Source organism: Sphingomonas sp. AC435, from assembly GCF_979253005.1.
This window is the reverse complement of the sequence record NZ_CEEDCJ010000005.1, coordinates 221,358-243,256: the sequence shown is the minus strand read 5'-3', so window position 1 is coordinate 243,256 and position 21,899 is coordinate 221,358. Positions and strand designations below refer to the sequence as shown.

Here is a 21,899-nt window from a genome sequence, read left to right as displayed (position 1 = left end):
CCAACCGCCTTCTTCTCCGCCGTGGCCCTCGCTGCCACCGTCATCTTCTGGCTGTGATCAACGAGTCCTGACCCTAACGCAACGTTTCTTCAGATCTGAAATCGTCGCTTGACATTCGCGTAGTGCGATGAATAGTATACCATATATAAACGTTGATTTACTGAGTGGATTATCCGGGAGCAGTGTTCCTGCTGTCTGATTTCGGGCTTCGTAATTTCAAGATCGTATCCGCGTCCTGCCTAATATCGCACCTGCGTCTGATCTTTCCGTCGCATATCAGCGACTTAACGGTCTTGCGCGTCATAATAATCATCACCGGGAGGTTGGCGTGAAAGCATTTTTGTCCGCTACGTGTTCGCTTGCAGCTTTGAGCCTGACGGGCTGTGACATGGAGACGCCGAGGGAACTGGCCTCCGCCAGCTTGGCGGCATTTACGCAGGCTGCCCCGAATGCCACCGCCGTCGGCTGCCAGAGCCGATCGGCGCGTTTCCCGTGGGGGCGCATGGAGCTGCGGACATGGACCCCGCGCGAGGCGATGCAGCCGATCAACCCATCGGTATCTCCCGGTTCGGCTTACGGTGCCCCCTTCTCGGCCAGGCTGGTTCAGGCTTACGGAGCGGATTATGGCGAAGCCCGCCGTTCTGTCACCCTGGAACTGGAGGATGGTTGCCGCCGCAAGTTCAGGACCGAGTCGCTGTCCGAGGCCGACAATAGTTTCCTGGATAGCGAGCTGGCGAAGCACCCGACGATACCGGATCCCGCTACCTATCGCATCGAATACCAGCCGAACGGTACGACGTCGCCGGAACTGGTGGCGAGCGGGGAGCTGAACCTTCTGGAAACGCCGCATTTCGCCTTCTGGTACGGCAACGGCACGGATCAGAGTTACGAATTCGCGCGCGACATAGCCCGGCAAGGGCGGACCATGCAGCAGGTGCTTCAGGAAACCGCCGAATGGTATGAGCGCCTTTGGTATATCAATCGGGATATCGTCGGTGCCCCGATGCCTTTTGCCAACAGCACCGACAAAAAGAAGATCAACGTCTTCCTGTGCGGTACCGGGCGTCCGAACATCGGTGGCGATCGCGAAGGGTGCGGAGCATCGGCTGCCGCCTTCATCGGCATCTCGGCATGGGCCATGGCCAAGGGATCCGGCGTCATCACGCATGAATTCGGCCATGTCATACAGTTTTACACCGGCGGCTTTCAGGGCGGCAACGCGGGTCCGATCTGGGAGATGGGTGCGAACTGGAATTCTGCCGAAGTCAATCCCAGCATCAACAACGCCTATTCCTATTTCGACAATCTTGAAAATGGGCCGACCTGGTCGGTGTCTCGCTATGCCAGCTACCCGTTCATGTCGTTTTTGTTCGAACAGGATCGCACCCGTGATCTCGTGTTCGGGGTTTGGAAGCCTGGGGCGCGACAGGGTGCCTGGTCTTCTCTTCAGAAGGATTATTTTCCGATGGTGGTGGAAGCAGGGCGGGTTAGCGGCGCTTACCCCGAGGGCTTCGTTTCCTTTGCGAACGACATGGGCTGGTACGGTGCGCGTCTGGTGACGATGGATTTCCAGAGTCAACGGTTGCTGCGCGACGCTTTTCGCTGGACCCGCGACACCCACAATATGGGCCATTTCTACACACCGCTGGTGCGTGACGCTGCCGACGCGACCGTTTATACGTCGCCGAACGAGCGACCATTGCTGCAATGGGGGACCCATCTGATCCCGCTGTCGAGCAACGCATCGACCGTCAAGGTGACGCTGACCGGCAGGACGACAGCCAACTCGGCGGCGTGGCGCTTCAGCATCGTCGCGGTTCGCGGGGGCGACACTGCCAGCTATTCCACGCTCGGTCGGGCGGATGGAAGGGGCAGCGGCACCATATCACTCGGCGTGCCCACCGACGCGAAACTGTATCTGGCCGTCACGGCCACGCCGTATCGCTACGAAAGTAACGGCTGGCAGACTCTTGGGGAGCCCGTGAAGGGAACGAAGTTCCCCTATTCGATCAAGCTCGAAGGCGCCGTTCCACGCGTGACCGATGTTCGGGCGTGCGACCTGGAGTCGAGGTCTGGCACTTGGGGTGTAAACTACACGCTCAACGGCAACACCGATCAGCCACGTCCGTGCAATCCATGATGTGCCAATCGGCCGTTGAGTTGAGACGAGCGGTTTTCATGTCAATCCGTTACTTCGTTTAATAGCCTGGGCCGCGGGAGCATCGTTGTTCCCGCGGCCTGGATAGACAGGCCGGACTCCACGCCGAGAGGCGCTGCCAAGCGGAGCGAGTCCGCTTGGTGATGATGGTCCACGACCGGTCGGCCAATGGCTTGAGGTCGAGCCGCACCGCGTCGCGCATCTCGATCGCGAGTTGTTTAGGGGGCAGCCGGCCGCGTGGTCACCGGCACGATGGGCGCCCAGTCGACCCGCCCATGATCTGCGCGACTAGCATGACCCGGATGGGGCGGTCCTTGACGTCTTCGGGAGGCCCTTTCGCGTACTCGTACTTTCGCGGGCAGCGGTAGTTTACCTTGCCGGGTTCAGGCCGACGCGAGTTTTTTTCCGCTATTCTTTGCGGCTGTCGATCGCCATGTCACTGATCCGCTATCGCTGAGGAGCACGCGCCGTCCGTCGCGGCAGGATCGTCACCAGCAAACGATGGCAGCCGCCAGCAAGCGATCGAAGCCAATGGCCGGCTGACGCCAATCCGCCATGATCGACCGGCTTGGCGAGGACGTCACCCACTGCGGCAGGAAGCGACAGAGACGTCCCCACGTCCTGCCGTTTCGCGTTTTGCCAGCTGTTCTCTCGCCTTCGATGAGCCGATGGGAGCGAATGCTTGCGGTTCGGCCGTGCGGTGAGGGCGCGAAATCGCGGCGTCTGGATCCTCTCCCCTACGGAATCCAACGGCGCCGTGAATTGCTCGACATGCGATCACTCCGGCAGAAGGCCTGCCTTGCGGTAGCTGGCGATCAGCGCGTCGAAGAGAGCAATGTCCGCGCGGCTTCGCGCGACCAGCTGCGCGCCGGCGATGGCGGCGAAGATTGCACGCGCCTGCCGTTCGTTGTCGTCGGCGCCGGCCAAGCCTTTTCCGGCCAAAGCCTTTGTCAGCCATGCCACATTGATATCGGTAAAGGTTTGAACTTCCGTTTTCACCGCGTCCGGCAGATCATCAAACTCAGCAGCCATGAAGCTGCACAGGCACATGCGGTGACCGCTTTCCAGCGATCGGCGGAAGATATCCGGATATCGCCTGAGGCCGTCGGCCGGCTCGGCTGATCCGGCGGACATGGCCTCCAGCTCGGCAGCCGTATCCTCCCAGTAGCGTCGCGCCACTGCCGCCCCGAGCGAAGCCTTGCTCGGGAAATGATAGTGGATGCTCGCCGCCTTGATACCCACGGCTGTTGCGAGGGCGCGGAAATTCAGGCCCCCATAGCCGTGGGCCTGCGCCGCGTTGCGGGCTGCCGCGAGGATCGCCTCTTTGGCTCTTGTGCTCAAACTTATCCTCCAACCTTTTACCTGCCAATTGGCAGATAGGCCTTGCTCGACGAGAATGGAAGCCATAGAAGACCCTATCAACTGGCAGGTAGATAATAGGAGATAGCATGAAAATATATGATTGGCCCACCGGGCCTTACCCGGCACGAGTCCGCATCGCCCTCGCGGAGAAGACGCTGGGGTCCGAGGTCGAGTTCGTCTCCGTCGATCTCTGGAAGGGCGAGCACAAGACGCCGGCGTTTCTCGCCAAGAACTATTCCGGCACGCTCCCCGTGCTTGAACTCGACGACGGAACCTTGATCGCGGAATGCACCGCAATCACCGAATATCTCGACGCGCTTGACGGCATGCCCACCCTGACCGGCAAGTCGGCGCGCGACAAAGGCGTGATCCACATGATGAGCAAGCGAGCGGAGATCGAGTTGCTGGACGCCGTCAGCGTCTATTTCCACCACGCGACACCGGGGCTCGGGCCCAATGTCGAACTCTACCAGAACGCCGAATGGGGGTTCCGGCAGCGCGATAAGGCCATTCGCGGCATGCAGTATTTCGATGGCGTTCTTCAGGACCAGCCGTACGTCGCCGGGGAGACGTTCTCCATGGCCGATATCACGGTGATCGGAGGTCTCATCTTCGCCGGGCTCGTCGATCTGCCGATACCCGGCGACTGCACGGCGCTGCTCGCCTGGTATGCACGCATGCAGGAGCGCCCGAGCGTCCGGAACCGCGTGACCATGTCGGAGCCGACCCGGAAACAGTAGAGGAATGGACCTTCGGATCTGGTGAATGGCGAGCTTGCGCCCGTCGCACCGGCTCACACGTCGCGATCACGAGATGCGCAATCTGCCCCAATATGCTCCGCGCTCACGTTGACGATGGAGGGGGGCAGATTGCACAGGACGATCGGACGAGCAGGAAAAGGGCGGCTTCGTGCATCCAGCGGCGAATTTCGAGCTGATCATCGGCATGTTCCTGGTGGTGCTGGGGCTTCACTATCTGGCCCGTCGCCTGTCGTTGCCGCCCGCAGCCGCGCTGATCGTCGGCGGGTGCGCGGTGGCCTTCGTACCCGGCGTGCAGGGCATCGCGATCGATCCGGAACTGGTTCTTGTCCTCTTTCTCCCGCCCCTGTTGATGGACGGCGCGTGGTTCACCGCCATCGCGCCGTTCCGGCGGCACATGGCCGGCATTCTGTCGCTGGCGGTTGGAGCGGTCTTCTTCACCACCGCGATCGTGGCGATCGTGACCAGGCTGCTGATGCCCCAGTTGCCCTGGGCTGCCTGCGTCGCCCTGGGTGCAATCCTGTCGCCGCCCGACGCCGTATCAGCCCGCGCCGTTCTGCAGCGGGTCAGACTGCCGCGTCGGCTGACGACGCTGCTCGAAGGCGAAAGCCTGTTGAACGATGCCGCCGGGCTCGTCCTGTTCCGGTTCGCGGTGGCGGCTGTGCTGACCGGCAGCTTCCATCCGGGTGCGGCGACCGGCACCTTTTTCCTGCTGGTCGCAGGCGGTATCGCGGTGGGAGCGGCCATCGGGGGGCTATGGGTGGTCCTGCTTCGTCGGCTGGGCGACGATACGTTGATGATCGCGGCCACGGTGCTGGTCTGCTGGAGCGCCTATATCGCGGGCGAGCTGCTGCACGTCTCCGGCGTCATCGCGGTCGTTACCGCGGGCCTGACCTGCGGCTGGTATCAGCACGTCGTCTTCAACGCGCGCGTGCGCATCCGGGCGCTGGCGTTCTGGCAGGTGCTGGTGTTCCTGCTCGAAGCCGCCGTCTTTCTGCTGATCGGCCTGTCGCTTCGGGGATTGCTGGACCGTGTCGGCGGACTCGGCACGGTGGTGGACACGATGGCACAACCCGTGCTGCTCATCGTCGTGGCGGTCGTCGTTGCGCGCTTCCTGTGGATCTTTGGCGTCGATGCCGGCGTCGCGGCCGTTCGCCGCATGGGTTGGACACGGCAGCAACCGCTTGGGCCGCGCGCGGCGGTCGTGATGAGCTGGGCGGGGATGCGCGGCGTGGTCACGCTGGCCGTCGCGCTCTCGTTGCCCGAAACCATGCCCGCGCGGGACCTGATGCTCGTCACCGCCTTCACAGTGATCCTGGTCACGGTGCTGATACAGGGCACGTCGCTCGGCTGGGTCATCCGGTGGGTGAAGCCATCCGAAGACGCCAGCACGCGACCGCCGCTCGATCTTCATGCCGCCGAGACGATGCTGTTCCGGGCGCAGCTGGCCGCCGTGGAGCGCGAGGCGGTGGCGGCCGATGGTACGATCATCCACCCACAATTGTTGCGCCGGTACCGGACCCGCGCGACGGCAGCGGATGCGTTCGAAGGCACGGCGGACGAGCGCAACGCGGCGATAGCCAGCCATTTCGACGTCATCATCGCCGCGGTCAGGGCCGGCCGCGCTGAGCTGGTCCGCCTGCACCGCGCCGGGCGTGTCGACGACGAGACGCTCCACGACCTCGAACATGACCTCGACCTCGAGGAGCTCGCCGCGGCGGCAGCTAAGGGATCAACAAACGGGTGACGGTGACACCCCCCCCCTGCGAGCCGCATTCGCCGCTATTCGGCCGCTCCGCGCCTTCCGCAATCTTCCGAACATCCCTGAACAGGTCCGGCGAGTTCAACCTGAAGGTCCTCGTGTAGGCTTGCCGCCCGCATCGAACTGCCAGCAGGGCGGGGAAGTCAGTGTTCGGTGAGTTCGACGACTTCGAAGTCGAACCGCTTCCACCCGTGTCGGCGGGCCGCCTGTGCTGTCAGTGCCTCCTTGCCGGCAGCCTCCTTTCTGGAGGTGGCGTGACCCCAGAATATTTCGGTCTTGCCGTCGTGCAGATGCGCGACGATCCGCCAGTAATGCGTGAACGGCGCGGCGGTTGGGCCGATCGTCTTCACATAACCGTCGGCCATCGTCGCGGTCAGGTAGCGCTTCTTCCTCGCCATTGCCGCGCGATAGCGGAGTGGCGACGGACATGGGAGGGGGCGGGGGTCAATCGTCGCCGCGACGGCCGATCCTGTACGGTCCTGACCGCGTCGCCATCGGTCGTCCCTTCCAGCTCAGCCGCACCAGCCCGTCATCCACCAGCCCATCGATCGCGGCGTGGACCGCGGGCATTGCGCCGCGCCAATCCGATGCGATCGCCCGTGCCACGTCACTCGGGCAGATGGTCGCGTCCGGTTCCCGGCGCGCGAGCAGGGACAGCGTCGTGGCCCTTGGGTCGGTCATGCGAACTCCCTCTCCTCGCTCGTCATCCGGTCCATTCACGGAAAGAGCCGGCAGCTATGTTATGCCGCTTTGAATTTCGGATGCCGACCGATGGTCGGGACGCCGAAAATCCATAGATGAGCGTCCGAAGCCGGGAAGCGGGAAAAGGGTCGTGATGGTCCGGTTACGGGTCCGACCGATTTGGGCTGCGAAGACCGGGCGATCGGGACGTGATCGATGAACTCGCCGCCGCTGGCGACATGCCCGCCCAACGACCCGATTTATGCGTCAAAAGGAAGTGGTGCGCCCGGAACGATTCGAACGTCCGACCCTCAGATTCGTAGTCTGATGCTCTATCCAGCTGAGCTACGGGCGCTTTGGAAGCTGCGCGCCTAACGACGAGCGCCAAGCCGTGCAAGCGCCTTGTCACCGCGCATGAAAAAAGCCGCCGATCGCACCGGGCGATCGACGGCTTTTTTCAGGTTTCGCTCAGATCAGGCGTACGTGACCGTCGTCGTGGACCGGCGGCGGCGCATCGCACCACCGACGATGCCGAACCCGCCGATCATCATCGCCCAGGTCGACGGTTCCGGCACCGCGCTGTTGAAGGCGCGGTACATGTCGGCGGTGGTGGCGAGATAGCCGGGGTTGCGGAGCACGTCGAAGTTGATGTTCCACCCCATCGCGTCGAACGCGGCGAGATCGCTGGCCGTCACTTCGCCGTCCTGCTGGCGGCAGAAGTTCGGGTCCATGATGCCGATCTGGCCGGTGCAGCCGCCCTTGTCCTTCCAGTGCGACGCCTGCTGACCGTCGCCATTGTAGCGGCCGGTCGAGTAGCGAGAATCGCCGAACAACTGCGTCGCGCCGCCGTCGATCGAGAAGTACGGGTTGCCGCCGAGCGCGATGGTGTTCGCGTTGGTCACCGACCAGTCGAGCGCTGGGCCACTGCCCGGCGCGACGCCGCGAACGTCGGCGCTGTAGCGGAACAGGTCGAGGACCGACATCAGGCCGCCGCCCGGATTGTCGAACGAGAACGTCCGGCCGCTGGCGGCCGATGGGCCGTTCGGGCCGCCATAGACGTCGTACAGGTCGACACCGCTGACGAAGCCCAGCGCGTGACCGATCTCGTGCACGGCGACGCCGATGAAGTCGAACGAATTGGCCGTCAGGCCATCGGTCGGATCGAAGTCGAACGAGAAGTTGGAGCTGAACGTCACCGACCCGTCGGACACGTTGGCGAAGCTGGTGTTTTGATACTCGTCCGTCGTCAGGCCCATCGCGCGATAGAGCGAGGTATTGCCATAGATGTAACGGTTGTTCTCGCTGCCGTCGTTATCCCATTCCAGCGTCGCCGTGTTCACGCCGTTGCCGTTTGCGGCGCCGGGGCCGTTGGTGATCGCGGAGATCGCACCGTTGGTGATCTGGCTGTCCAGCACCGACATCGCCTGACGATCGAGCGCGGACGTTCCGGTGTTGCGCAGCGCGTTCTGCACCGTCGACAGGCGGACATCGGCCCGCGTGCTGCCGGTGGAACCCAGCACGCCGGAGGCGAGCGACTGGAATCCGATGTTGAGGTTGACGACGGAGTCGTTGGTCAGGACCGACGACCAATAGGCCGCGGCGATGTCGAAGCCGAGACGAGCCTGCGTGCCGACTTCCGCTCCACCCGTATTCACGAGATTGAAAGTCACGGCCTGGGCTTGGCCGCCCACGAATGCGGTCGCCATGGCGGCACCGACGAGTAGCTTACGGATCACGACTTTCCCCTTATCCAACCTATGGGCGTTGCAGCATTTATTCCCGCTTCGGCCCGATAAGGACTATGTTAACAGTATCTTAACCATCCGAAAGCCCCTTTTTGAATAATGCGGCGCAAAAAGTTCGCCGCGCAATTTTCGTCGGTGGAAGAACCCCGCGACGTGTCGTTGATGACCGGGGATGCCGACGTGCGTCGGTGCGGCAGCCAGAGACGTTCATCCTGCACGAGGCGACTCGCTGATTCGCGCCCCAACCGGGCCGTCACGACGGAAGCAGCCGATCCCAGCCTCCGCGCACGCCAGCTAAGCCGATGATAAGGCTATCCTTTGGTTGCACAGCTGAAAGTAACTTGCAAATTAAGCATTCGTTAGCACCGCCGCCACTAATCAGATCGCGAGAATAGGCCTCCCGGTTGCTGACGTTCCGCACCGGGTCGCTCCAGATCAAGGAGATGTTGAGATGATCGCCTGGTTCCGCGCCGACGCACCGATCCGCCGCAAGTTCGACGTGTTGTTCGTCACCTATGTCACGCTGGCCGCGATACCGGTCGCGACGACGGCACTGGCCCTGACCGGGACCCAGAGCTCGACCGCGCTGCTGGGTACGGCCACGGCCGCGCTGATAATGGTGGCGATCGTCGCGATCTCCGCCAAGCGTCTGATCTGCGACCCCTACGTTGGCACGGTGGTGCGGATGGAGGGGTTGGCCGCGGGCGACCTCATCTCGCCGATCGCGCATACGGAGTTCACCGACTGCGTCGGTCGCATGACCCGTGCGATGGAAGTGTTTCGCCAGAACGGCGAGGCGGTCCAGGCGGCGGGCAAGGCACAGGAACTGATCGTCGGTGCGCTCGGCACCGGATTGGCGAGGGTGGCGATCAGCGATCTCAGCCACCGGATCGTCGAACCTTTCCCGGCCGATTACGAAGGGCTGCGGATCGACTATAATCGCGCGATGGACGCCGTAGGGGCGGCACTGACGGCGGTCAGCGATGCGAGCAGCGGCATCAACAACGGTGCCAGCGATATCCGGCAAGCGTCGGACGACCTGTCTCAGCGCACCGAGCAGCAGGCGGCCAGCCTGGAGGAAACCGCCGCGGCGATGGACGAGATCACCGGCACGGTACGCGAAACCGCCGCCGGCGCGATCCGCGCCAATGCCGTCGTCGGCGAAGCCCGGACCGAGGCCGAGCAGTCGGGCGACGTGGTCCGCCGCGCGGTCGAGGCGATGAGCGGGATCGAGCGCGCCTCCGCGGAGATCAGCGAGATCATCAGCGTCATCGACGGTATCGCATTCCAGACCAACCTGCTGGCGCTGAACGCCGGCGTCGAGGCGGCGCGTGCCGGCGATGCGGGTCGCGGCTTCGCGGTCGTGGCGTCCGAAGTCCGGGCGCTCGCCCAGCGCTCGGCCGACGCCGCGAAGGACGTGAAGGCCAAGATCATGGCCTCGTCCGAACAGGTCGAGGTCGGCGTGGAACTGGTCAGCGAGACGGGCAAGGCCCTGCAGCGGATCATCGGCCGGATCGGCGAGATCAGTGTGCTGGTCGGCACGATCGCGACGTCCGCGGAACAGCAGGCCACAGGGCTTCAGCAGGTCAACACCGCAGTGTCGGAGATGGACGGCGTCACGCAGCAGAATGCGGCGATGGTCGAGGAAGCGACGGCGGCAGCCCGCAGCCTGGCGGAAGAGGCGGATCAGCTGGCCCGCGAAGTCGCGCGCTTCACGCTCGGCGGTGCGCCCCGGTCGGTCGCGGCTCCGTCCAGCGTACCCGTCGTCCACACCTTGCAGGCCCGCGCGGCACAGGCCGGGCGCGAGATCGCCCGGAGCACCGTCCGGCGGCGTTCGGCAGGCGGTGGCAATGCGGCGGTGGCGGCGGAGAGCGACTGGTCGGAATTCTGACCGACCCCGCCTGCCCTCACTTCGCTCGACCTGGAGCCGTCGCATGACCCTGACCCTCGCCACGATACTCGACACCTCCGCCGCAGGGCCGCTGCGGCAGGCGCTGAAACAGGCGCTTGGCGGGGCGGAACCGCTGCTGATCGACGGCAGCGGCGTCGAACGGGCGGGCCTCGCCTGTCTTCAGGTGCTGGCGGCAGCGGGCTCCGCCGCAGCGCAGGGGGGTACCGTGTTCCGGATCGATCCGGCCGGCCCGCCGCTGGCCGCCATGATCGCGCTCGCCGGTCTCGACACCCTCGTGCCGCTGGCGGGGCATGACGCTCCCGCCGCCGCCACGGGGCATCACGTCCCCGTCACCGCCTGAACCAGGAGCGTTCCCGTGGACCTCAATGCCATCCAGCAGATGTTCTTCCAGGAGTGCGACGAAGGTCTCGCCGGCATGGAAGCCGCCTTCGCGATCCTTCGCGACGGCGATCACGATGCGGAGACGATCAACGGCGTGTTCCGCTGCGTCCACTCGATCAAGGGCGGCGCCGGCGCGTTCGGGCACGAACGGCTGCAAGCCTATACCCATCATTACGAAACGCTGCTCGACCTGATCCGCAACGGCAGCCTCGATCTGACGCCCGCCCTGCTCGACATCGTCATCGGCGCGTTCGATATGCTGTCCGACCATGTCGCGGCGGCGCGCGACAACAGCGCGGTTCCCGCCGACGCCGCGATGCTCGCCCGGCTGGAAGCGGCCGCGGGTGGTGGCTCCACGGTGACAGCGCGTGTTGCGCCTGCTGGGCCTGCCGCGACCGTTCCCGAACCGGCCGATGCGGTCGGCGATGATTTCGACGACCTGATGGCGATGCTCGGTGATGTCTCGCCGCCGGCCGTACCGGGCGTCGAAGCGGACGCGCCGGCGGGCTGGCAGCTCGTCTACCGGCCCACCGCCAACGCGCTCGATCATGGTGCGGAGCCGCTGCTGCTGCTGCGCGAGCTGGCGATGCTGGGTGGCACGGTGGTGGACTGCGACGTCTCGGCCCTGCCGTCGCTCGACGCGATCGACCCGGACTGCGCGTATCTGGGCTGGACGATCGCGCTGCCCGGTACGGCGAGCGAGGAGGACATCCTCGCGGTGTTCGAATTCACCGACGCCTGCGCCATCGCGTTGACCCGCGACGCCGTCGCCACCGCGCCGGTGCCGACGCCGACCGATCCGGTGCAGGTCGACGCCGCGGACGCGACGCCCGCCCCGACCGCAGATCCGGTCGCATCCGCCGCTCCACCGATCGACGACCCGAAGTCCGCGGCGAAGGGTGCCCCCGTTCCCCCGGCCGCGCAGACGATACGCGTCGACCTCGACAAGCTGGACCGGCTGGTGAACCTCGTCGGGGAACTGGTCATCACCCAGTCGATGCTCGCGCAGCGGCTGACCGAATGCCAGATGGGCGGTATCTCCGAACTCAGCGATCTCGAACACCTGACGCGCGATTTGCAGGAATCGACGATGGCGATCCGCGCGCAGCCGATGAAGACCGTCTTCAGCCGCGTGCCGCGCATCATCCGCGAACTCGAGGGGGAGGTCGGCAAGCGCGTCCGGCTGGAGGTCGAGGGCGAGATGACCGAGGTCGACAAGACCGTGGTCGAGCGCATCGGCGAACCGCTGACCCACCTGATCCGCAACGCCGTCGATCACGGGCTGGAATCGACCGAGGGTCGTATCGCCGCCGGCAAGTCGCCGGAGGGGGTCGTGCGGCTGTCCGCCGCGCATCATTCGGGGCGCATCGTCATCACCGTGTCCGACGACGGCCAGGGCATCAACCGCGCCCGCGTCCGCGCCAAGGCGATCGAGCGGGGCATCATCCTGCCTGACGCGATCCTGACCGACGAGGAGATCGACAACCTGATCTTCGCACCCGGCTTCTCCACCGCCGCCACCATCTCCAACGTCTCCGGCCGCGGCGTCGGCATGGATGTCGTGCGCAAGAACATCCAGGCGCTGGGCGGACGCATCAGCATCCAGTCGCGCGAAGGCGTCGGGTCGAGCTTCTCGCTCAGTCTGCCGCTGACGCTGGCGGTGCTGGACGGGATGATCGTCACGATCGGCGAACAGACGTTCGTGATCCCGCTGAGCCATATCGTCGAAAGCCTGCGCCCGACCGGCGAGACGCTGAACCGGTTCGGCCTCGACGGCGCCCTGCTCGACGTGCGCGGAGCCTATGTGCCGGTGTTCCCGCTCGCCGACCATCTCGGTATCGCCGATGCGGAGCGCGACCCGACCAAGGCGGTACTGATCGTCGTCGAAGGGGATCACGGCCAGGCGGCGCTGCTCGTCGACACGATCCGCGACCAGCGACAGGTGGTCGTGAAAAGCCTGGAGGCCAATTATCAGGAGATCGACGGCGTCGCCGGTGCGACCATCCTGGGCGACGGCCGCGTCGCACTGATCGTCGACATCGATACGCTGACGGCGCGCAGCCGGCCCGTGCGCATCCCGCTGGCGGAGGCGGCATGATGGCCGCGCTGTCCCCCGCGCCGCGTCCCGGCAGCACCGACCGGGCGCGTGAGTTCGCCTTCTCCGCCGCCGACCACCGGACGATTTCGGCGCTGGTCTATGACGAGGTCGGCATCCTGCTGCCGGACGGCAAGGCGCAACTCGTCTATGGCCGGCTGGCTCCGCGTGTCCGTGCCTGCGGCCTGACCAGCGTCGCCGACTATATCGCGCTGATCGGCAATGATGCCGGCGAGCGTGCCTGCGCGATCGACGCCCTCACCACCAACCACACCAGCTTCTTCCGCGAGAGCCATCATTTCGACGATTTCGGCACGCGCCTCTGGCCCGCTCTGTCGGCAAGGCTGGCGAAGGGGGGACGTGTCCGCCTCTGGTCGGCGGCCTGCTCCAGCGGCGAAGAGCCCTATACGTGGCTGATGGCCGCGCTCGGCAGCAACCGGCCGGAGGCGCAGCGTGTGCTGGGCGGCGACCTGCGGATGCTGGCGACGGATGTGTCGGCCAGCGTGCTGAAGACGGCGCGCGACGGGCGATACAGCAAGGCGACGCTCGCGACGGTCCCGTCCGCCCTGCGCGCCGCATGGGTCCAGGGCAGCGGCGACACGCTGACGATCGACCCGATGCTGCGCGACGCCATCGCCTTCCGACCGCTGAACCTGCTGGGCGAGTGGCCGATCAAGGGTCGCTTCGACGCGATCTTCTGCCGGAACGTGATGATCTATTTCGACGAACCGACCAAGGCGCGGCTCCAGTCGCGGCTCGCCGACCGGCTGGACGTCGGCGGGATGTTGTACATCGGCCATTCCGAACGGCTGGTCGGCGATGTCGCCCGACGGTTCGAGTGTGTCGGCCGCACCGCCTATCTGAAGGTGTCGGCATGACCATTCGGACCCTGATCGTCGACGATTCCGCCAGCATGCAGGCGGTGATCCGGCGCAAGCTGGATGCTGACCCCATGATCGAGGTGGTCGGCACAGCGAGTTCGGCGGACGAGGCTCGCGCGCAGATCAAGGCGCTCGATCCCGACGTCGTGACGCTGGATATCGAGATGCCCGGCATGAACGGGCTGGAATTCCTCGAACGGCTGATGCGCCTGCGGCCGACGCCGGTCGTCATGCTGTCGACGCTGACGTCGCACGGAGCGGAGGTCAGCCTGACCGCGCTGGAACTCGGCGCGTTCGACTGTTTCGACAAGGCGGCCCTGCCGCTGGCGGTCGATCCGACCGGGGCGCCGGGGCTCGCGGACCTGATCCGCGCCGCGGCCCAGGCCCGGCCGGCGGCGACCGGGTGCCGCGAGATCGTGTCCTATCGACACGCCGAGCCCGAGGCGTTCCGCGCCAAGCCCCGCAGCATGATCGCGATCGGCGCATCGACCGGCGGCGTCGAGACGCTGATCGCACTGCTGACCGACTTTCCTGCCAATTGCCCGCCGACGGTTATCGTCCAGCACATGCCGACCAGTTTCACGGCCAGCTTCGCCGCCCGGCTCGATCGGCTCTGCCCGCCCCGGGTCGAAGAAGCGCGCGCGGGTGCGCCGCTGGTCGCGGGCACCGTCTACCTCGCGCCCGGCGGCGACCGGCATCTGGAGATCGCGGGCGTTGGGGACAAGCGGCACTGCCGTCTGGTCGAGGGCGACAAGGTCAGCGGGCACCGGCCGTCGGTCGATCGCCTGTTCCACTCGGTCGCGCGCCTTGCCCGGGCCGATGCGGTGGGCGTGATCCTGACGGGCATGGGCGGCGATGGAGCGGAAGGATTGAAGGCGATGAGGGATGCAGGATCGGTGACCATCGGACAGGATAAGGCGACCTGCGTCGTCTACGGCATGCCCGCGGTCGCGCACCGGATCGGCGCGGTGAGCGAACAGCAGCCGCTCGGCCGGATCGCAGCGCGGTTGATCGCGGAGTGCCGGGCATGATCCGCCCGGCGCTCCGACCCGTCGCCCGCGACGGCTTTCGCCGCATCACCGTCGCGCAGGGCGAGACGCGGGTGTCCGACGAACAGGATGTCGTGATGACGACGGTACTCGGCAGTTGCATCGCAGCGTGCTTCTACGATCCGATCGAACAGATCGGCGGCATCAACCATTATCTGCTCGCCGACGGCACCTCGACCGATACCGGATCGATGCAGCGTTACGGCGTCTATGCGATGGAAGTGCTCATCAACGCGATGCTCGCCATGGGCGCGTCGCGGCACCGGCTGAAGGCGCGCATCTTCGGCGGCGCGACGATGCGCAGCGGCTTTCGCGACATCGGCGGCACCAACATCGCCTTCGCTCGCGCGTTCCTGCGCGACGAGCGCATTCCGCTGGTCGGCGAGGATGTCGGCGGCACCGGCGCACGCCGGGTCGAATTCCGCGCCGCACTGGGGCTGGCGCGCTGCACCACCGTCAACGACGCCCCGCCGACCGCCGTCGTCCGGCGTCCCGCACCCCTGCCAGCACCTACCGCCATCGGCGACGTGGAGTTCTTCTGATGACCGATATCGCACCCAAGACGATCATGACCGTCGACGATTCGCCCAGCATGCGGATGCTGCTGCGCGCGGCACTCACCGACCTCGGCTACACCGTGATCGAAGCGGAGGACGGCGTCCATGCGCTCGAAACGCTCGCGGCGTCGCCGGAGCCGGACCTGCTCATCACCGACATCAACATGCCGCGAATGGACGGGTTCGGCCTGATCGCCGAGGTGCGCGAGGGCGGCCGCCGCAATCTGCCGATCCTGGTCCTGACCACCGAGAGTTCCGACGAGAAGAAGCAGCGCGCGCGGTCCGCCGGCGCGACCGGCTGGATCGTCAAGCCCTTCCACCCCGACAAGCTCGCCGCCGCCATCCGGCGCGTGCTGCACTGATCCCGATCCAAGAAAGGCGACCGCGATGTCCCGACAACTCATCACCTTCCAGCTGGGCGACCAGGTCCTCGGCGTCGATATCATGGCGATCCGCGAGATCCGCGCATGGTCACCGGCGACGCCGCTGCCCAACGTTCCCGCCCATGTCCGCGGCGTCGTCAACCTGCGCGGCGTCGTGCTGCCGGTGCTCGACCTGCGTTGCCGGCTCGGCTGGGGCACGACCGATCCCAGCGCGCGCCACGTCATCATCGTGGTCCGCATCGGCGAGCAGTTGCAGGGCATCATCGTCGATGCCGTCAACGACATCGTCACCGTGGCGGCGGAGGATATGCAGCCGCTGCCGGAAATGGGCGACGCCGATGCCTCGCGCTTCCTCGAAGGGCTGGCGACGATCGAACAGCGCATGATCCTCGTCCTCGCGCTCGATCGGCTGGTCGACACCGTCGCACTCGCCGACGCCGCCTGAACTCCACCCGATTATTGCCCCGACAGGAAAGATCAACGCGATGGCTGCCACCACCAAGGTTCTCGTGGTCGACGACTCTCTCACGATGCGTGCGCTCATCTCCGGCGCGCTCGAACGGATACCCAATGTCGAGGTTGTCGGGCTGGCGGACGGCGCGGCGGAAGCGCGGGCGATGGTCGAGCAGCTCAAGCCGCACGTCATGACGCTCGACGTCGAGATGCCCGGGATGAGCGGGATCGAGTATCTGGCGGAGATCATGTCGACCAGGCCGATGCCGGTCATCATGTTCTCCACCCGCACGACCGACGGTGCGGCGGAGTCGATCGAGGCCCTCCGGCTCGGGGCGATCGACTGCTTCCCCAAGCCGCGCGTCGCGGCGCCGGCCGAACTCGACGTCATCATCGCCAAGCTGGGCAAGCGGCTGAAGGCGGCGCGTACGGCGGCGCTGCGGTCGGCGACGGCGGCCCCTGCCGTTCCGGTCGCCGCCGGACCGATCGACTGGAACGGGCGGCTGCTCGCCGTCGGCGGCGATGCATCGAGCACTGCGGCGCTGTTCGAGATTTTCGGGGCGTTTCCGGCCAATTGTCCGCCCACCGTCGTCGTCCAGCACCTCGGTCCGGGTCTGGTCGAGAGCATGGTCGCACAGCTCGACGAAAAGGTCGCGCCGAAGGTCGTCGTGGCCACTGACGGCATGGCGATCGAACAGGGCACGATCTATTTCGCGCCCCCCGGCGATCACCACCTGATCGTCGACAGCTGGCCGGCGGGAAAGCTGCGCCTGCTGCCGCGCGATCCGGTGGCGGGAGAGCGGCCATCGATTTCGCTGCTGTTCGCCGCCGTGGCGAAGGCGGCCGGCGCCAATGCGGTCGGCGTGCTGCTGCTCGACGGCAGCGAGGATGGCGGTGGAGGGATGAAGGCGATGCTCGGCGCAGGCACCTACGTGTTCTCGCCCGCGGGCGAGGGCGGCGGCTACACGCTCGCGCGCAACATGGTAACCCAGCCGACGACGCGCGATGCGTTGCCGGGAGGAATCCTCAAGATGTGTTCGAAATGAGCATGGTCGCGCCGGCCACCATTCCGCTCGCCGATGCGCTGGCGGACGAGCTCGTCCTCGCATCCCGCATGCTCAACGACCTCGCCTATGATCTGGGGAGTGACGAGGCCACGCTGCGTCGGCACATGGCCAGCCTGCAAAAGGTCGACCACATCACCCAGATCCAGCTTGCGGTCGCCGACCTGCTGCGCAACCGCGACGAGACGGATACGCGGCTCGCCGGGGTCACGCTGGAGGGGATGGCGGAACGGCTGCGCGCGGCGATGGGCTAGACCGGTTTCCGACCATGTTGCACCGGCGTCGCCCTTCTGAGGCCCGCTACGCGGCAGGCGAAGTCGCTTCCGTGCCAATGATGTGCCTCGATCGGAACCGCTCTAGCGCCGGGCGGCGTAGGGGCCGATCAGCGTTCCGACGAAGCCGCCCGCAGACTTGGTGCTGAGAAGACGCGCGTCGACATTGCTCGCCAGCGTGCGCGGGCTCGCGCCGCTTCCGTAGTCGAACGCCATCGTGCCGCCGGTGGCGCGGATCGTCAGGGTCAGCGGGCTGCCCGCCGCGATCGGTGCGGAGGCGACCAGCGTTTCGCGTCCCTTGTCGGCCGTGTACAGGGCGACCACCGGCTTCCCCGCGATGCGCGTGATCCCGAACACGAGGTAGTTCTCGTCGCTCTGCACCGCGGCCAGCCCCGCGCGCTCGCCATCCGCGTCGGGTGAGAAGCGGACCGTGGTCGATACCGTAGCGACGTGGTGCTGCTGGCGGCGTGCGACGAAGGCCGGAACGCTGGCCAGGTCGCCGATCCGTGGCCCCGGCGGGAGGATCAGGTCGCCGCCCGCGACGCGGTAGAACGCCTGTTTGGGGTTGCGGATACCGATCCACTGCATCGCCAGCCGGTCGCCCGCGAATTCGTCGATATAGCCGAAGTCGCCGGCGGTCGGCAGCTTTGCGGTCGAGGCCGGCAGGCTCGGCGCCTTCGCGGTGAAGGGTACCGTCTGTCCCTTGGGTAGGATGATCGGCCAGCCGTCCTTCCACGTAACCGGCAGCAGGAACGTCTCGCGCCCGATATTGTAGTAATCGCCCTCATAGGGTCGCACCGCGAGGAAGGTCGCCCACCAGTCGCCGTTCTGCGTCTGCACCAGTTCGGCATGGCCGGCCGAGGTGATCGGATGCGCGCGCCCCGGATCGAGATCGCGCTGCGTCAGGATCGGGTTGCCGGCAAACGGCACGTACGGCCCGCGCAGCGCTCGCGAGCGCAGCGCCACCTGCGAATGGTTGACGCTGGTGCCGCCCTCTGCGGCGGTCAGGTAATACCAGCCGTCCTTGCGGAAGATGTGCGGACCCTCGATCCAGACGGGCTTCTTGCTGATGTCGACGCCGCCGTTGACGAGTTGCGTGCTCTCCCCGACCATCTTGCCCGCGCGCCAGTCATATTCCTGCACCCAGATCGCGCGGTGCCCGTCGTAGCGCGGGGGCTCGTCCGGCGCGCGGTTGTTGACGATATAGGCCTTGTCACCCTCCCAGTAGATCGACGGATCGATCCCCTCGAACGGCAGCCAGATCGGGTCGGACCACGGCCCCGCGGGGTTCTTGGCGGTAATGACGAAATTGCCTTTGCAGGCGACGCAGGTGTTGACGATGTAGAAGACGCCGTCGTGGAACGAGATATCGGGCGCGAACACCGCCTCCGACGTCTTGCGGCCGATGAAGTCGAGCTGTCCGGGGCGATCGATCGCGTTGCCGATCTGCGTCCAGTGGACGAGGTCCTTCGAATGGAAGACCGGCAGGCCGGGAAAGTGCGCGAACGACGAATTGACGAGGTAGTAATCCTCGCCGACGCGCGTCACCGACGGATCGGGATAATAGCCCGACAGGATCGGGTTGCGGTATTCGCCTAGCCCCGCTGCGACGCGTTCCTCGGTGCGTCCCTCGTACGTGAACCGGCTGAACCGCGCGGGTTCGGACGCGGTCGCGGCGACGGACGCACCGGCCAGCATCAGACCCAGAACACGCAGCATCATTTCGTCTCTCCCGTCAGGTCCTGCGCGGCGTGCGCCAGTTCGATCCACATCGCGCCTTCCGGGATGACGTATTCGTTCTCCCCCCAGAAGAACGGCCAGTCCTCGTGATTCTCCGGGAAGTCGGGCTTGATGACCAGCACCCCCGGTACCACGCCGCCGGCGATGAAGGAGAAATCGGCGCGGTTGTTACCGTAGGCGACCTCCTTCGACACCGTACCGACGCCGGACACGAACGAGATGTCGGAGCCGGGATGATGACCCAGCAGGAACTCCAGCCCGCGCTGCACCGGGGCGGCGGGCATAACGTCCGGGAACGCCTTGTGCAGTGCATAGGCGTTGAGCGCCGTGCCGAGCACGGTGCCGCTGCCGGCCCAGCCACCGGTGGTGATCGGCACGCCGAAGGGGTTGGCGGCGGCGTCCTTCCGGACGGCCGCGGCATAGGCGCGGGCGGCAGGGATCATCGCGTCGCGGTAGCTGGCGGGCATGGCCGGGATCGCCGCGACCGCATCGCGCAGGTTCGCGCCGAACTTCGCCTCGATCGACGGCCAGAGCGACTGCACCGCCGCCGCATAGCGCGGATCGCGGGTGGTGCGCAGCAGTTCGACCGCGGCGGCGAACCGTTCGGAGTCGAGCGGCCCACCGGTGGTGTTGCCGTGGCTGTAGAGATCGGGGGCGTGGCCCTGTTCCTCCGCCCAAATTTTGGTGGCGATGCCCAGCGCCTTCTTCGACAGCGCCGGGTCCATCTCCGCCAGCGCGCGGGACGTCGCGGCCAGCGCAGCGATCGAGCCGTAGTTGAGCGCCGAAACCTTGCTGGTGAAGGCCCAGCGATCGTCGGGCGTCCCGCTGCGCCCATTCTTCTCCTCGCCGATCTTCAGCGACGGATCGTAGATGAGGCCGTCGGTCTTGGTCGAGGCATCGCCGAGGTGCGTGTATTGCGCGACATCCGGCTCGACGATGCCGTGGATGGCATGACCGACCGCATCGAACTGCGCGACCAGTTGCAGCGCGCCGTGGCGAATCTGCTGGAGCAGGTCGGGGGTTCCGTCCGGCACATGCATCTCGGTTCGCCGCCGCGTCCAGTCGACCGCGGTCGTGTCGCGCGTCGGCCGCCAGCGTTCCCACGTATCGACCAGTGAACGCACGACCTGATATTGCGACTGGGTGCGGATGTCGAAATCGCCCGCGTCGAACCAGCCGCCGATCGCCAGGCCGGGGATGTGCTCGCCCGGCTTGAAGCGGGTGTCGGTGGTCGGCCCCTGTCGATAGAGGTCGATATGTTCGTGATCGACGGGCGCCTGCCGCGCATCGTCGCGGTGCGCATCGCCGTGCCACACGCGGTAGCCTTCGTTGACGAACATGTGGTCCATCGCGACGGGGAAATACACGTCGAGCGTCGGGTGCCACGCGCCTGCATAGGCATCGGTGGCGATACGGAACGGGGCGGTGCGGGTGGGTCCGTATTCCAGTACGTACAGGCCGGGATCGCGGACCGCGCTGAAATCGAGCTGGAGATAGCTGTAGCGCAGGTAATCGCCCCAGCGCTTCGCGGGCGGGGTGCGGACCGGCGTCATCCGCCCGTCGTCGCCGATGCGCAGCAGGCGCGCGGGCAGCGTGCGCCGGTCGTTGCGGTCGAGCTCGATCGTCGCGATCTTGCGCGCGGTCGGGGTGTAGCCGAGCTGCGAGTGGGCGATCACCGGTGGCCGCAGCCAGCCGGGGACGCTGTTCGGCTGGATCGTCCATTCCAGCACGGTGCCGGTCCGGCCCGTCGGCAGCAGCGAGCGCAGCACGAACCAGCCATTCTGCGCCTGATTGCGGCCGTCGAACAATTGCACCGGCGCGGTCGACGAGATCGTGACGCGCCGTGCCGGATCCTCGGGGGCGAGAACAAAGCGGTTGCCCTGTGCGATCGGCGTCGGCTCCGCGCCGGGACCCTCGTTACGGCCGCTGGCGACGTTGCGCTCCGGGGTAGCGGTCATCGCGTCGGCGGGGTAGATGGGGAAGGTGCCGGTGCGTCCGTCCGCCATATAGCTGTGGTGGAAATAGGCGGTCGGGAGGAATTCCAGGTTGAAGCCGGCCTTGCCCGCCAGCGCCGCGGGGACGGGCGCATCGAGGATCACCGCCACCGCGACCGCGCCACCGCGCCGTTCGGAGCGGATGCGATAGCGCCAGTTATAGTCGGGATACTCCAGCGTCACGGTGATCGTGCCGGTCGCCGCATCGACCTTGCGGTCGACCAGCCGCCCGATTGCGTCCCACTGTCCCGGCGTGGAGGAGAGCCGCACGTCGCCATTCGTGGCGATGCGCGTGCCCTGCTGGATGATCTCGACGCCGCTGATCTTTGAATCCGCGAACAGGCCGTCATACCAGTTCGAGAAGACGAGGACGTTCGCGGCAGGCACTTCGTAATAGCCCGCCGCCCCGAGCGTCATCGCCGGTGTGGCTCGCGGCGCGGTTTGTGCCCCGGCGACACTCGCGCCCGTCAGGAGCATCGCCATCATGCCGCATGCGATCTTGACCGCCATCGTCACCCTCTCTTCGTCGTTCGCGACGCTGTCCGCGCCTGTCTGAGGATGACTATAGCGCTAACACGGAACGGCGCCAGAGGCGGAGATCGTTGGGCGCAGGCACGTTGATGCCTCTGATTACCTGAGCGGGTGCAGGCCG

At 66.2% G+C, this 21,899-nt stretch carries 19 protein-coding genes and 1 tRNA gene; 13 read left to right on the top strand and 7 right to left on the bottom strand.

Annotation, left to right across the window (positions count from 1 at the left end):
* The first annotated feature begins 328 nt into the window (after positions 1-328).
* A complete protein-coding gene (locus tag AC0CH8_RS12465; RefSeq protein WP_465240161.1) occupies positions 329-2,140 on the top strand; it encodes a DUF6055 domain-containing protein in 1,812 nt (603 codons plus the stop codon).
* Positions 2,141-2,935: 795 nt separating this feature from the next.
* Here the strand turns inward: AC0CH8_RS12465 and AC0CH8_RS12460 are convergent.
* Complete coding sequence (locus AC0CH8_RS12460; protein WP_465240160.1) at positions 2,936-3,565, bottom strand: TetR/AcrR family transcriptional regulator; 630 nt, start codon at positions 3,563-3,565, stop codon at positions 2,936-2,938.
* 41 nt (positions 3,566-3,606) lie between these two features.
* Here AC0CH8_RS12460 and AC0CH8_RS12455 point away from each other — a divergent pair, with 41 nt between their 5' ends.
* Both AC0CH8_RS12455 and AC0CH8_RS12450 read left to right on the top strand, forming a co-directional pair.
* Positions 3,607-4,260 carry a glutathione S-transferase gene (locus AC0CH8_RS12455; RefSeq protein ID WP_465240159.1) on the top strand — a complete coding sequence of 218 codons (654 nt, stop codon included), beginning with the start codon at positions 3,607-3,609 and terminating at the stop codon, positions 4,258-4,260.
* Between the two features lie 169 nt (positions 4,261-4,429).
* Positions 4,430-6,025 carry a Na+/H+ antiporter gene (locus AC0CH8_RS12450; RefSeq protein ID WP_465240158.1) on the top strand — a complete coding sequence of 532 codons (1,596 nt, stop codon included), beginning with the start codon at positions 4,430-4,432 and terminating at the stop codon, positions 6,023-6,025.
* 158 nt (positions 6,026-6,183) lie between these two features.
* Here AC0CH8_RS12450 and AC0CH8_RS12445 read toward each other — a convergent pair whose 3' ends face one another.
* The 4 genes from AC0CH8_RS12445 to AC0CH8_RS12430 form a co-directional block, all read right to left on the bottom strand.
* Positions 6,184-6,438 (bottom strand): hypothetical protein, encoded by a 255-nt coding sequence (locus tag AC0CH8_RS12445; RefSeq protein ID WP_204200107.1) that lies wholly within the window; start codon positions 6,436-6,438, stop codon positions 6,184-6,186.
* Positions 6,439-6,484: 46 nt separating this feature from the next.
* Positions 6,485-6,721 carry a DUF3253 domain-containing protein gene (locus tag AC0CH8_RS12440; RefSeq protein WP_465240157.1) on the bottom strand — a complete coding sequence of 79 codons (237 nt, stop codon included), beginning with the start codon at positions 6,719-6,721 and terminating at the stop codon, positions 6,485-6,487.
* 278 nt (positions 6,722-6,999) lie between these two features.
* Positions 7,000-7,076, bottom strand: a tRNA-Arg gene (locus tag AC0CH8_RS12435).
* A 118-nt stretch (positions 7,077-7,194) separates the two neighbouring features.
* The gene (locus AC0CH8_RS12430; RefSeq protein ID WP_465240156.1) at positions 7,195-8,457 is read right to left on the bottom strand and encodes an NF038122 family metalloprotease; all 1,263 of its coding nucleotides are present in this window, start codon (positions 8,455-8,457) and stop codon (positions 7,195-7,197) included.
* A gap of 460 nt (positions 8,458-8,917) precedes the next feature.
* Between AC0CH8_RS12430 and AC0CH8_RS12425 the strand changes: the two genes are divergently transcribed.
* The 10 genes from AC0CH8_RS12425 to AC0CH8_RS12380 are packed head-to-tail and all read left to right on the top strand — an operon-like array spanning position 8,918 to position 17,495.
* Positions 8,918-10,357 (top strand): methyl-accepting chemotaxis protein, encoded by a 1,440-nt coding sequence (locus AC0CH8_RS12425; RefSeq protein ID WP_465240155.1) that lies wholly within the window; start codon positions 8,918-8,920, stop codon positions 10,355-10,357.
* A 43-nt stretch (positions 10,358-10,400) separates the two neighbouring features.
* Positions 10,401-10,718, top strand: coding sequence for an STAS domain-containing protein (locus AC0CH8_RS12420; RefSeq protein WP_465240154.1), 318 nt, complete (start codon positions 10,401-10,403; stop codon positions 10,716-10,718).
* 15 nt (positions 10,719-10,733) lie between these two features.
* Entirely contained in the window at positions 10,734-12,857 is a 2,124-nt protein-coding gene (locus tag AC0CH8_RS12415; RefSeq protein ID WP_465240153.1) for a chemotaxis protein CheA, read from the top strand.
* Entirely contained in the window at positions 12,854-13,732 is an 879-nt protein-coding gene (locus AC0CH8_RS12410; RefSeq protein ID WP_465240152.1) for a CheR family methyltransferase, read from the top strand. The genes AC0CH8_RS12415 and AC0CH8_RS12410 overlap by 4 nt, the downstream gene beginning before the upstream one ends.
* A complete protein-coding gene (locus AC0CH8_RS12405) occupies positions 13,729-14,766 on the top strand; it encodes a protein-glutamate methylesterase/protein-glutamine glutaminase (protein ID WP_465240151.1) in 1,038 nt (345 codons plus the stop codon). The genes AC0CH8_RS12410 and AC0CH8_RS12405 overlap by 4 nt, the downstream gene beginning before the upstream one ends.
* Positions 14,763-15,326: a chemotaxis protein CheD gene (locus AC0CH8_RS12400; protein WP_465240150.1), complete on the top strand. Its 564-nt coding sequence runs from the start codon at positions 14,763-14,765 to the stop codon at positions 15,324-15,326. The genes AC0CH8_RS12405 and AC0CH8_RS12400 overlap by 4 nt, the downstream gene beginning before the upstream one ends.
* Positions 15,326-15,703 (top strand): response regulator, encoded by a 378-nt coding sequence (locus AC0CH8_RS12395; RefSeq protein WP_204200098.1) that lies wholly within the window; start codon positions 15,326-15,328, stop codon positions 15,701-15,703. Before AC0CH8_RS12400 ends, AC0CH8_RS12395 begins: the two co-directional genes overlap by 1 nt.
* 25 nt (positions 15,704-15,728) lie before the next feature.
* Positions 15,729-16,169: a chemotaxis protein CheW gene (locus tag AC0CH8_RS12390; protein ID WP_204200097.1), complete on the top strand. Its 441-nt coding sequence runs from the start codon at positions 15,729-15,731 to the stop codon at positions 16,167-16,169.
* A gap of 40 nt (positions 16,170-16,209) precedes the next feature.
* Positions 16,210-17,223, top strand: a complete 1,014-nt coding sequence (locus AC0CH8_RS12385; RefSeq protein ID WP_465240149.1) for a chemotaxis protein CheB — start codon at positions 16,210-16,212, stop codon at positions 17,221-17,223.
* Entirely contained in the window at positions 17,220-17,495 is a 276-nt protein-coding gene (locus AC0CH8_RS12380) for a hypothetical protein (RefSeq protein WP_465240171.1), read from the top strand. The genes AC0CH8_RS12385 and AC0CH8_RS12380 overlap by 4 nt, the downstream gene beginning before the upstream one ends.
* 102 nt (positions 17,496-17,597) lie before the next feature.
* Here the strand turns inward: AC0CH8_RS12380 and AC0CH8_RS12375 are convergent, their stop codons facing one another.
* Positions 17,598-19,235, bottom strand: coding sequence for a glycoside hydrolase family 43 protein (locus AC0CH8_RS12375; protein ID WP_465240148.1), 1,638 nt, complete (start codon positions 19,233-19,235; stop codon positions 17,598-17,600).
* Positions 19,232-21,757 (bottom strand): glycoside hydrolase family 9 protein, encoded by a 2,526-nt coding sequence (locus AC0CH8_RS12370; RefSeq protein WP_465240147.1) that lies wholly within the window; start codon positions 21,755-21,757, stop codon positions 19,232-19,234. Before AC0CH8_RS12370 ends, AC0CH8_RS12375 begins: the two co-directional genes overlap by 4 nt.
* Positions 21,758-21,899: the final 142 nt, after the last annotated feature.

What these genes read in the sequence shown, in the direction of transcription:
- AC0CH8_RS12455 (WP_465240159.1), top strand. Translation starts at nt 3,607, where the DNA reads ATGAAAATATATGATTGGCCCACCGGGCCTTACCCGGCACGAGTCCGC.
- AC0CH8_RS12440 (WP_465240157.1), bottom strand. Translation starts at nt 6,721, where the DNA reads ATGACCGACCCAAGGGCCACGACGCTGTCCCTGCTCGCGCGCCGGGAA.
- AC0CH8_RS12375 (WP_465240148.1), bottom strand. Translation starts at nt 19,235, where the DNA reads ATGATGCTGCGTGTTCTGGGTCTGATGCTGGCCGGTGCGTCCGTCGCC.
- AC0CH8_RS12445 (WP_204200107.1), bottom strand. Translation starts at nt 6,438, where the DNA reads ATGGCGAGGAAGAAGCGCTACCTGACCGCGACGATGGCCGACGGTTAT.
- AC0CH8_RS12370 (WP_465240147.1), bottom strand. Translation starts at nt 21,757, where the DNA reads ATGGCGGTCAAGATCGCATGCGGCATGATGGCGATGCTCCTGACGGGC.
- AC0CH8_RS12390 (WP_204200097.1), top strand. Translation starts at nt 15,729, where the DNA reads ATGTCCCGACAACTCATCACCTTCCAGCTGGGCGACCAGGTCCTCGGC.
- AC0CH8_RS12380 (WP_465240171.1), top strand. Translation starts at nt 17,220, where the DNA reads ATGAGCATGGTCGCGCCGGCCACCATTCCGCTCGCCGATGCGCTGGCG.
- AC0CH8_RS12410 (WP_465240152.1), top strand. Translation starts at nt 12,854, where the DNA reads ATGATGGCCGCGCTGTCCCCCGCGCCGCGTCCCGGCAGCACCGACCGG.
- AC0CH8_RS12460 (WP_465240160.1), bottom strand. Translation starts at nt 3,565, where the DNA reads ATGGCTTCCATTCTCGTCGAGCAAGGCCTATCTGCCAATTGGCAGGTA.
- AC0CH8_RS12420 (WP_465240154.1), top strand. Translation starts at nt 10,401, where the DNA reads ATGACCCTGACCCTCGCCACGATACTCGACACCTCCGCCGCAGGGCCG.
- AC0CH8_RS12385 (WP_465240149.1), top strand. Translation starts at nt 16,210, where the DNA reads ATGGCTGCCACCACCAAGGTTCTCGTGGTCGACGACTCTCTCACGATG.
- AC0CH8_RS12395 (WP_204200098.1), top strand. Translation starts at nt 15,326, where the DNA reads ATGACCGATATCGCACCCAAGACGATCATGACCGTCGACGATTCGCCC.
- AC0CH8_RS12425 (WP_465240155.1), top strand. Translation starts at nt 8,918, where the DNA reads ATGATCGCCTGGTTCCGCGCCGACGCACCGATCCGCCGCAAGTTCGAC.
- AC0CH8_RS12400 (WP_465240150.1), top strand. Translation starts at nt 14,763, where the DNA reads ATGATCCGCCCGGCGCTCCGACCCGTCGCCCGCGACGGCTTTCGCCGC.
- AC0CH8_RS12405 (WP_465240151.1), top strand. Translation starts at nt 13,729, where the DNA reads ATGACCATTCGGACCCTGATCGTCGACGATTCCGCCAGCATGCAGGCG.